The sequence below is a fragment of the Sphaerisporangium rhizosphaerae genome, from assembly GCF_042665155.1.
GTDB classification, from domain to species: domain Bacteria; phylum Actinomycetota; class Actinomycetes; order Streptosporangiales; family Streptosporangiaceae; genus Sphaerisporangium; species Sphaerisporangium rhizosphaerae.
Map to the genome: position 1 here is coordinate 37,641 of NZ_JBHTCG010000050.1, position 10,441 is coordinate 48,081.

At 71.9% G+C, this 10,441-nt stretch carries 10 protein-coding genes; 9 read left to right on the top strand and 1 reads right to left on the bottom strand.

All coding sequences use genetic code 11. The features are described 5' to 3' along the window. Nucleotides 1–177 precede the first annotated feature (177 nt). From argC to tyrS, 9 genes are all read left to right on the top strand, one after another. Nucleotides 178–1,200, top strand: a complete 1,023-nt coding sequence (gene argC / locus ACFQSB_RS38095) for an N-acetyl-gamma-glutamyl-phosphate reductase (RefSeq protein ID WP_380832051.1) — start codon at nt 178–180, stop codon at nt 1,198–1,200. Nucleotides 1,201–1,255: 55 nt separating this feature from the next. Next, nucleotides 1,256–2,407, top strand: a complete 1,152-nt coding sequence (gene argJ / locus ACFQSB_RS38100) for a bifunctional glutamate N-acetyltransferase/amino-acid acetyltransferase ArgJ (RefSeq protein ID WP_380832053.1) — start codon at nt 1,256–1,258, stop codon at nt 2,405–2,407. 53 nt (nt 2,408–2,460) lie between these two features. Then, nucleotides 2,461–3,372, top strand: coding sequence for an acetylglutamate kinase (argB, locus tag ACFQSB_RS38105; RefSeq protein ID WP_380832064.1), 912 nt, complete (start codon nt 2,461–2,463; stop codon nt 3,370–3,372). After that, nucleotides 3,369–4,613, top strand: coding sequence for an acetylornithine transaminase (locus tag ACFQSB_RS38110; RefSeq protein WP_380832055.1), 1,245 nt, complete (start codon nt 3,369–3,371; stop codon nt 4,611–4,613). The genes argB and ACFQSB_RS38110 overlap by 4 nt, the downstream gene beginning before the upstream one ends. Beyond that, nucleotides 4,610–5,548 carry an ornithine carbamoyltransferase gene (gene argF / locus ACFQSB_RS38115; protein ID WP_380832056.1) on the top strand — a complete coding sequence of 313 codons (939 nt, stop codon included), beginning with the start codon at nt 4,610–4,612 and terminating at the stop codon, nt 5,546–5,548. The genes ACFQSB_RS38110 and argF overlap by 4 nt, the downstream gene beginning before the upstream one ends. Continuing rightward, nucleotides 5,545–6,063, top strand: a complete 519-nt coding sequence (locus tag ACFQSB_RS38120) for an arginine repressor (RefSeq protein ID WP_354847961.1) — start codon at nt 5,545–5,547, stop codon at nt 6,061–6,063. Before argF ends, ACFQSB_RS38120 begins: the two co-directional genes overlap by 4 nt. Before the next feature lie 181 nt (nt 6,064–6,244). Next, complete coding sequence (gene argH, locus ACFQSB_RS38125; RefSeq protein WP_354847979.1) at nt 6,245–7,669, top strand: argininosuccinate lyase; 1,425 nt, start codon at nt 6,245–6,247, stop codon at nt 7,667–7,669. 29 nt (nt 7,670–7,698) lie between these two features. Next, nucleotides 7,699–8,379, top strand: a complete 681-nt coding sequence (locus ACFQSB_RS38130; protein ID WP_380832059.1) for a DNA-3-methyladenine glycosylase — start codon at nt 7,699–7,701, stop codon at nt 8,377–8,379. A gap of 126 nt (nt 8,380–8,505) precedes the next feature. After that, a complete protein-coding gene (gene tyrS / locus ACFQSB_RS38135; protein ID WP_380832065.1) occupies nt 8,506–9,774 on the top strand; it encodes a tyrosine--tRNA ligase in 1,269 nt (422 codons plus the stop codon). A gap of 478 nt (nt 9,775–10,252) precedes the next feature. Here the strand turns inward: tyrS and ACFQSB_RS38140 are convergent. Then, a partial coding sequence (locus tag ACFQSB_RS38140) for a hypothetical protein (RefSeq protein WP_380832060.1) occupies nt 10,253–10,441 on the bottom strand: 189 nt, incomplete at its 5' end.

Genomic DNA, 10,441 nt, shown 5'->3' on the forward strand with positions numbered 1-10,441 from the left:
GGGGGTGAGTAGCTGCCGTTGTGGAAGGTGACGATACCGACCGGTAGGTACGGAGAACAGGGGGCCAGCTCACACGGTCATTCACGTGATGTTGGTTTGCATGAAGATGCTGAGCGGTGCATAATCTTTCTTTGTAAAGGTCATAAGGCCCAGTGCATGGTCATGCGAGGTGAGTCGATGAAAGCGGCGGTCGCCGGAGCCAGCGGCTACGCCGGGGGCGAGCTTCTGCGCCTGCTCTCGGCCCACCCCGCCTTCGAGATCGGCGCGCTGACCGCCGGTTCGAGCGCGGGCGGCGCCCTGGGCGCCCATCAGCCGCACCTGCCCGCCCTCGCCGGGCGGGTCCTCGCCGAGACGACGGCCGAGACGCTGCGGGGCCACGACGTCGTGTTCCTGGCCCTGCCGCACGGGCGGTCCGCCGCCATCGCCGCCCAGCTCGGCGAGGACACCCTCGTGGTCGACTGCGGCGCCGACTTCCGGCTGGACGACCCGGCCGAGTGGGTCCGTTTCTACGGCGGCGAGCATGCTGGCACCTGGCCGTACGGCCTGCCCGAGCTGCCCGGCCAGCGCGACCTGCTGCGCGGGGCACGACGCGTCGCCGTCCCCGGGTGCTACCCGACCTCGGCCACCCTCGCCCTGTTCCCCGCCTTCGCCGCCGGCCTCGCCGAGCCGGACGTCGTGGTCGTCGCCGCCAGCGGCACCTCCGGCGCCGGTCGCTCACTCAAGACCCACCTGCTCGGCAGCGAGGTCATGGGCTCGGTCGGCGCGTACAACGTGGGCGGCGCCCACCGCCACACGCCCGAGATGGAGCAGAACCTCTCCAAGGTCGCGGGCACCCCGGTGAAGGTCTCCTTCACCCCCATGCTGGCCCCCATGAGTCGCGGCATCCTCGCCACCTGCACCGCGCCCGCCGCTCCCGGCCTGACCGCCGCCGCGCTGCGGGAGGCCTACGCCGCGGCGGTGAAGGACGAGCCCTTCCTGCGCCTGCTGCCCGAGGGCGTCTGGCCCGCCACGGCCATGACCGTCGGCGCCAACACCGCCGCGCTTCAGGTGACCCTCGACGAGCGGGCCGGCCGCGTGGTCGCCGTCGTCGCCATCGACAACCTGACCAAGGGCACCGCGGGCGGGGCGATCCAGAGCGCCAACCTCGCCCTCGGCCTGGCAGAAGAACTCGGCCTTCCCCTCAATGGAGTAGCCCCGTGAGCCAGCGCAGTCACACCACCCCGATCACTTCGGTCAAGGCGGGGGAGGGCCGGTCATGAGCGTCACCGCGCCCCTCGGCTTCCGCGCCGCCGGCGTCGCCGCGGGCCTGAAGGCCAAGGGCGCCCGCGACCTGGCCCTGGTCGTCAACGACGGCCCCTCCCGTGCCGCCGCCGGCGTCTTCACCCGCAACCGCGTCAAGGCCGCCCCCGTGCTGTGGACCCAGCAGGTCCTCACCGGCGGCCGGGTCCGGGCGGTCGTCCTCAACTCCGGCGGCGCCAACGCCTGCACCGGCCCGGGCGGCTTCCAGGACACCCACGCCACCGCCGAGAAGGTCGCCGGCGTCATCGGCGACTCGGCCGGCGAGGTCGCCGTCTGCTCCACCGGCCTGATCGGCGAGCGCCTGCCCATGGACCCGCTGCTGGCCGGGGTCGAGGCGGTGGCGGCCCAGCTGTCCCGCGACGGGGGCCTGGCCGCCGCCGACGCCATCCGCACCACCGACACCGTCACCAAGATCGCCTTCCGCAGGGGCGAGGGCTACATGGTGGGCGGCATGGCCAAGGGAGCCGGCATGCTGGCCCCCGCCATGGCCACGATGCTCAGCGTCATCACCACCGACGCCGACGTGCCGGCCGCCGAGCTCGACCGGGTGCTGCGCAAGGCCGTCGGCGTCACCTTCGACCGGCTCGACACCGACGGCTGCATGTCCACCAACGACACCGTGCTGCTGCTCGCCAGCGGGGCATCGGGCGTCACCCCCGACCCCGCCGAGTTCGAGAAGAAGATCACCGAGGTGTGCGCCGACCTGGCCAGGCAACTCCTGGTCGACGCCGAGGGGGCCACCAAGGCCATCGCGATCGAGGTCGTCGGCGCCGCCCACGAGGACGACGCGGTGACCGTCGGCAGGGCGGTGGCAAGGTCCAACCTGCTCAAGTGCGCCATCCACGGCGAGGACCCCAACTGGGGCCGCGTCGTGTCCGCCGTCGGCACCACCGACGCCGTGTTCGAGCCCGACCGGCTCAACGTCGCCATCAACGGCATCTGGATCTGCCGGGGCGGCGCCGCGGGCGACGACCGTGCCAAGGTCGACCTGCGCACGAGGGACGTGACCATCACCATCGACCTGTCGGCGGGGCCGCACTCGGCCACCGTCCACACCACCGACCTCACCGCCGAGTACGTCCACGAGAACTCGGCGTACTCCACATGAGCGGCGACACGCCGGCCGCCGGGCGGAACGGAACCGCCCCGCCCGCCGCGGCCATGTCCGCGGCGGGGGACGCCCTCGGCCCGCACGCCAAGGCCGCCGTCCTCATCGAGGCCCTGCCCTGGCTGGAGCGCTTCCGCGGCCAGACCGTCGTGGTGAAGTACGGCGGCAACGCCATGACCGACGAGACGCTGCGCCGCGGATTCGCCGACGACATGGTGTTCCTGCTCCACGCGGGCCTGCGGCCGGTCGTCGTGCACGGCGGCGGCCCGCAGATCAACGCCCACCTCGACCGCCTCGGCATCGAGACCGGCTTCACCGCCGGGCTGCGGGTCACCACGCCCGAGGCCATGCAGGTCGTGCGCATGGTGCTGGTCGGCCAGGTCAACCGCGACGTCGTGGGCCTGATCAACCGGCACGGGCCCTTCGCCATCGGCATGTCCGGCGAGGACGCCCACCTGTTCACCGCCGAACGCAAGCACGCCGAGGTGAACGGCGAGAAGGTCGACATCGGCCAGGTCGGTGAGATCGTCAAGGTGGAGCCCGGGGCCGTCCAGGCCCTGCTCGACGACGGGCGCATCCCCGTCGTCTCCTCCATCGCCCGCGGCGAGGACGGCGAGATCTACAACGTCAACGCCGACACCGCCGCCGCGGCGCTCGCCGTCGCGCTGGACGCGGGCAAGTTCGTCGTCCTCACCGACGTCGAGGGCCTGTACGCCGACTGGCCGCCCTCGGGCGACGGCGCCGGGGCCAAGGTGATCAGCCGGTTGACGGCCGGCGAGCTGGCCGGGCTGCTGCCGGGCCTGTCCAGCGGCATGGTGCCGAAGATGGAGGCCTGCCTGACCGCCGTCAGCGCGGGCGTGCCCCAGGCCCACGTCCTGGACGGGCGGGTGCCCCACTCGGTGCTGCTGGAGATCTTCACGGACGAGGGGATAGGGACCATGGTGGTGCCGGAGGAGGAGTCATGAGCCAGGTCAGCCCATCCGCGACGCCCGGCCACGCCGGAGGCGACCTGCTGGACGCCGGCGCCGCCTCGCTCACCGAGCGCTTCGAGGCCGCGTTCATGCCCAACTACGGGGTGCCCCCGGCCGTGCTGGTGCGCGGCGAGGGGTGCCACGTCTGGGACGCCGACGGCAGGCGCTACCTCGACCTGATCGCCGGCATCGCCGTCAGCTCCCTCGGCCACGGCCATCCCGCCCTGGTGCGCGCCGTCTCCGAGCAGGCCGCCGCGCTCGCCCACAGCTCCAACCTGTTCATCAACGAGCCCGAGGTGCTGCTCGCCGAACGGCTGCTCGGCCTGCTGAAGGTCCCCGGCCGCGTCTTCCTGGCCAACTCCGGCACCGAGGCCAACGAGGCCGCGCTCAAGCTGGCCGTCAAGCACGCCAGGGCCACCGGCAGGAAATACTACGTCGCCGCCGAGAACGGCTTCCACGGCCGCACGCTCGGCGCGCTGTCGCTGACCGGCAAGGCCGCCATCCGCGACCAGTTCGGGCCCTTCCCGCTGGACGTCCGCTTCGTCCCCTACGGTGACGCCGATGCCCTCAAGCAGGCCGTCACCGGCGACTGCGCCGCGGTCTTCCTGGAGCCCACGCAGGGCGAGGCCGGGGTCGTGCCCCCGCCCGACGGCTACTTCACCGCCGCCCGGCAGATCTGCGACGCCACCGGCGCACTGCTGGTGCTGGACGAGATCCAGTCGGCGATCGGCCGCACCGGCCACTGGTTCGCCCACCAGCACGACGGCATCGTCCCCGACGTGCTCACCCTGGCCAAGGGTCTCGGCGGGGGCCTGCCGATCGGCGCGTGCGTCGGCTTCGGCCAGGCCGGCACGCTGTTCGCCAAGGGCGACCACGGCTCGACCTTCGGCGGCAACCCGGTGTCGGCCGCCGCCGCCCTCGCCGTGCTCGGCACCATCGAGCGCGACGGGCTGCTCGCCCACGTCCGCGAGCTCGGCGACCGGCTCGCCGAAGGCATCGCGTCCTTGGACCACCCGCTGCTGTCCGGCGTGCGCGGGCGCGGCCTGTGGCGGGCCATCGTGCTCACCGGCGACCACGCCGCGCAGATCCAGGCCGCGGCCCAGCGGGCCGGGTTCCTGGTCAACGCCGTGCAACCCGACGCGATCCGGCTCGCGCCACCCCTGGTCATCACCGAGGAGCAGGTCGACGCGTTCCTCGGCGCCCTGCCCGCGATCCTTTCGGAGGTGGCCGGATGAGCGGGCCGATCTCAGGAGCCGTCCGGCACTTCCTGCGCGACGACGACCTCGGCCCGGCCGAGCAGGCCGAGGTCCTCGACCTGGCCGAGGCGATGAAGAAGGACCGCTACGGGTACCGCCCGTTCGAGGGCCCGAAGACCGTCGCGGTGCTGTTCGACAAGCACTCCACCCGCACCCGTGTCTCCTTCGCGGTCGGCATCGCCGAGATGGGCGGCAACCCGCTGATCATCGACGCCGCAGGGTCCCAGATGGGCCGCGGCGAGCCGATCGGGGACACCGCTCGCGTCCTCTCACGCCTGGTCGCCGCGATCGTCTGGCGCACCTTCGGGCAGGAACGCGTCGAGGAGATGGCCGCCGCGTCCCCGGTCCCCGTCGTCAACGCGCTGACCGACGAGTTCCACCCCTGCCAGGTGCTCGCCGACCTGCTCACCGTGCGCGAGCGCCTGGGCGCCCTCGCCGGGCGCACGCTCGCCTACTTCGGCGACGGCGCCAACAACATGGCCCACTCCTACCTGCTCGGCGGCGCCACCGCCGGCATGCACGTCCGCATCGCCGCCCCGGCCGCCTACCAGCCGCACGCCGCCGTCCTGGCCCGCGCCGCCGAGATCGCCGCCGCCACGGGCGGCTCGGTCACCGTGCTGTCGGACGCCGGCGCGGCCGCCGCCGGCGCCCATGTCCTGACCACCGACACCTGGGTGTCGATGGGGCAGGACGGAAAGGACGAACGGGTCGCCGCGCTCACGCCCTACCAGATCAACTCCGCGCTGCTGGCCCTGGCCGCCCCCGACGCCGTCGTGCTCCACTGCCTGCCCGCCTACCGCGGTCTGGAGATCACCGCCGAGGTGCTGGACGGCCCGCACAGCGCCGTGTGGGACGAGGCCGAGAACCGCCTGCACGCCCAGAAGGCCCTGCTCCAGTGGCTGGTGACGCGATGACCATCCCCCTGACCAAGGCGGGGAGGCTCGCCAAGATCGCCGACCTGGTGAACCGCAACCAGGTCCGCTCCCAGCCCGAGCTGGCCCGGCTGCTGGCCGAGAGCGGCGTCGAGGTCACCCAGGCCACCCTGTCGCGCGACCTGGACGAGCTGGGCGCGCTCAAGCTGCGGGCCGACGACGGCTCGCTCGTGTACGCGCTGCCGGGCGAGGGCGGCGCGCGCATCCCGCTGACCCGCACGGGCTCCGGCACCGAGACCCCGGCGGCCCGCCTGCGACGAGTGGCCGAGGAACTACTGGTCTCGGCCGAGGCCTCGGCCAACCTGGTGATCGTGCGCACGCCGCCCGGCGCCGCGCAGTTCCTCGCCTCGGCACTGGACCACGCCGACTGGGAGTCGATCCTCGGCACCGTCGCCGGCGACGACACCATCCTGGTGATCAGCCGCGACCCGACGGGCGGCACCCTGCTCGCGGACTCCCTGCTCAAGCTGACCGAGCGACGTAGTCAGCCCGCGTGAGGCGGGCTGACCGGCACAGACCCGGCCCATGCCGGGCCTCGCGGGCGACATGGACGCCCGAAACAAGATCGCGCCGCGCGGGACTGCCGTCTCGGCTGATGAGCGTCGTTTTGGGCTAGGGTCGCGGATTGAGCATTTCGATCTAGGGAAGAGGAGAACGGTGGCTGAGGGTGGCAAGCCCATGCGGCTATGGGGTGGCAGGTTCGAAGGCGGTCCTGCGGACGCGCTGACACGGCTCTCCGTGAGCGTGCAGTTCGATTGGCGGCTCGCGCCGTACGACCTGATGGCGTCGCGGGCGCACGCCCGGGTGCTGCACCGCGCGGGGCTGCTGAGCGAGAACGAGCTCGAGCGCATGATCGCGGCGCTGGACGACCTCGAGCGGGCCTGCAAGTCGGGCGAGTTCCGGCCCACCGTGGCCGATGAGGACGTCCACACCGCCCTCGAACGCGGGCTTCTGGAGCACCTGGGGTCGCTCGGCGGCAAGCTGCGCGCCGGCCGCAGCCGCAACGACCAGATCGCCACCGACCTGCGCCTGTACCTGCGCGACAACGTCCGCTACATCGTCTCGCGGCTGGTCGAGCTGGAGACCGCGCTGATCAGCCAGGCCGAGGAGCACGCGGCCACCGCCGCGCCCGGCATGACCCACATGCAGCACGCACAGCCGGTCTCCTTCGGTCACCAGCTCCTGGCCCACGTCCACGCGATCGCGCGCGACGTCGACCGGCTGCGCGACTGGGACCGGCGCGCCGCCGTCTCCCCGCTCGGCGCCGGCGCGCTCGCCGGGTCTTCCCTCCCGCTGGACCCGCAGAGGGTGGCCCAGGAGCTCGGCTTCGACTCGGCCGCGCCCAACTCCATGGACGCCGTCGCCGACCGCGACTTCGCCGCGGAGTTCCTGTTCTGCGCGGCGCTGATCGGCGTCCACCTGTCCCGCCTGGGCGAAGAGATCGTCCTTTGGGCCTCCCAGGAGTTCCACTGGATCGAGATGGACGACGCCTACTCCACCGGCTCGTCGATCATGCCGCAGAAGAAGAACCCGGACGTCGCCGAGCTGGCCCGCGGCAAGTCCGGCCGGCTCATCGGCAACCTGATGTCCCTGCTCACCACGCTCAAGGGCCTGCCGCTCACCTACAACCGCGACCTGCAGGAGGACAAGGAGCCGGTCTTCGACGCCGTCGACACCCTGCTGCTCGTGCTGCCCGCGGTCTCCGGCCTGGTCTCCACCATGCGCGTCAACACCGCCCGGCTGGAATCCTCCGCGCCCGACGGCTTCGCCCTGGCCACCGACCTCGCCGAGCTGCTGGTGCGCAAGGGCGTGGCCTTCCGCGACGCCCACGAGGCCGTCGGCCACCTGGTGGTCTGGTGCCAGGTCAACGACACCACCTTCGAGCGGCTCACCGAGGAGGACCTCGCCAAGATCTCCCCGCACTTCACCGCGTCCGCGGCCGACGGCGCCGACGTGCCGGGCCCGCTGGAGGTGCTGAACGTGCAGGGCGCGCTCGCCTCGCGCAAGGCCCACGGCGGCACCGCGCCCGACCGGGTGCGCGACCAGATCGCCGCGCTCCGCGAGATCGTGGACGGCCAGGCCGCGTGGGCGACCGGATCTTAGGCCGGGAACCGGCCGGCGTGGACGGGCGGATGCCCGGCGCTCGGTCATCCGAGGTCGCCGGGCGTGTCCTGGACCGCGCCTTCTTCGACCGGCCCGCGCCGGAGGTGGCCCCCGACCTGCTCGGGCGCGTCCTGGTGCACGGGCCGGTGGCCGTCCGCCTCACCGAGGTGGAAGCCTACGGCCCACCCGGGACCGACCCCGCCTCCCACACCTACCGGGGACGCACGCCGCGCAACGCCGTCATGTTCGGCCCGCCCGGCCACCTGTACGTGTACTTCACCTACGGCATGCACTACTGCGCCAACTTCGTCTGCCTGCCCGAGGGAATGGGCTCGGGGGTGCTGCTGCGCGCGGGCGAGGTGGTGAGAGGGGTGGAGGAGGCCCGCACCCGCCGCCACCGGCCCGGCACCTCCGCGCCGCTCACCAGCCCCGGCCGCCCCGTTCCCGCACGCGACCTGGCCCGCGGCCCCGCCCGCCTGGCCGTCGCGCTCGGCATCGGACGCGAGCTCAACGGCGCCGACTGCTGCTCCGGCTCCCGCCCGGACGGCTTACAGGTACTGGAGGGTGACCCCGCCGACCCGGCGTCGGTCCGTTCCGGCCCGCGCACCGGCGTGTCGTCCGGTGCGGACACGCCGTGGCGCTTCTGGATCGACGGCGACCCGACCGTCTCGCCGTACCGCAAGCACGTGCCGAAGACCCGGCCGAGCTGACGGCCAGGGCCGTCCCGCATCCTGGTCTTCCGAGTGGCGGAGTGGTGCGGTGATCGGGCAGGCTGTACGCAGGGCGAGAGCCCGGCATTCATCCCATTCAGCGAACGACTCATGAAGGCCAGGATCGTGACCGACATCCTCGATGACCTTGCGTGGCGCGGCCTGATCGCGCAGTCCACCGACATCGACGCCCTGCGGGGCGCGATGAGCGAAGGTCCGATCACGGTCTATTGCGGCTTCGACCCCACCGCCCCCTCCCTGCACGTCGGCAACCTCGTCCCGCTGCTCACGCTGACGCGCATCCAGCGGGCCGGCCACCACGCCATCGGGCTGGTCGGCGGCGCCACCGGCCTCATCGGCGACCCCAGCGGCAAGAGCGAGGAGCGTTCGCTCAACTCCACCGACGTGGTCGCCGAGTGGGTGCGGCGCATCCGCGTCCAGGTGGAGAAGTTCATCGACTTCGCAGACCCCTCCGCCGCCATCCTGGTCAGCAACCTCGACTGGACGGCGGGCCTGTCGGCGATCGACTTCCTGCGTGACGTGGGCAAGCACTTCCCGGTGAACCGCATGCTCGCCCGCGAGTCGGTCTCGGCCAGACTGGCGGGGGAGGGGCTGAGCTACACCGAGTTCAGCTACCAGATCCTCCAGGCCAACGACTACCTGGAGCTGCACCGCCGCCACGGCTGCACTCTGCAGATCGGCGGCAGCGACCAGTGGGGCAACATCACGGCCGGCTGCGACCTCATCCGCCGGGTCGAGGGCGCTCACGTGCACGCGCTGACCGTGCCGCTCATCACCAAGGCCGACGGCACCAAGTTCGGCAAGACGGCCGGCGGAGCGGTCTGGCTCGACCCCGAGCTGACCTCGCCCTACGCCTTCTACCAGTTCTGGCTCAACTCCGACGACCGCGACGTGGTGAAGTTCCTGAAGATCTTCAGCTTCCGCTCCAGGGACGAGATCGAGGCGCTGGAGAAGAGCGCCTCGGAGCGTCCCGCGGCGCGCGAGGCGCAGCGGGCGCTGGCGGAGGAGTTCACCACCCTGCTACACGGCGCCGACGAGTGCCGCGCGGTCATCGCCGCGTCGGGCGCGCTGTTCGGCCAGGGGTCCCTGGAGGAGCTGCCGGAACGCACGCTCGCCTCCGCGCTCGCCGAGGTGCCACGGGTCACCGTCCCCGCGCTCGGGGCCGCCTACGTCGACCTGCTGGCCGACAGTGGGCTGGTCGAGAGCAAGTCGGCCGCGCGGCGCTCGGTCAAGGAAGGCGGGGCCTACCTCAACAACGTGCGGGTCACCGACGAGGCGTACGTGCCCACCGCCGATGACCTGTTGCACGGGCGCTTCCTGGTGCTCCGCCGTGGCAAGCGTTCTGTGGGCGGCGTCGAGGTGGCGGCCGGCTGACCTCGAGGTCGCGGTCGGCTGAGCCGCCCGTCCGCTTCGGCCCGTGGGTCCGTGACCTGCGGCTTTCCACGGTTTCCCCTCTCAGGCCCCCCGGCCCCCGGTACGCGCGCCGCGCGTACCGGGGGCCGCTGTCGTAGGTAACAGTCTTGTAGCGGATGCGTGAGAGTTTCCCGGATCACGGGATGAGCTGGGCGATCGGCCCCGTAATCGATTTGACGGACCCTCCAGAGCCGCTTAATGTTCTGTTCCACCCCAGGGAAACGGCGGGCCGCCGCAGAGGCGCCTGACTCCCGGGGCATCCCGAACGACACGATCTCGGAAACTCCGTCCTCGACGGAGGGTCCGGTTCTGGCGTGTCGCCCGCACGAGATCGACTCGAGCCGCTATTTGACTCGATTGGACTTGGCGTGGGTGATGACGTAAGTTAGACGGGTTGCCCTGGCGACGGGGTGACCGAGATTTTAGCAGTTCCGAACGATTACGGCAGATCGGTTGATTTGACGGAGATCGCCGGAAACTGGTAAAGTTTAAGAACACGAGATGAACGCCCCAGTCGGGGGTCGGGTCCTTGGTGGGTCTGGTTTCCGGTGGTGTACGCGTCCGTTTCTTGAGAACTCAACAGTGTGTTAAAAGCCAGTGCATGATTATGCATTTTCCCGTCTTCCGT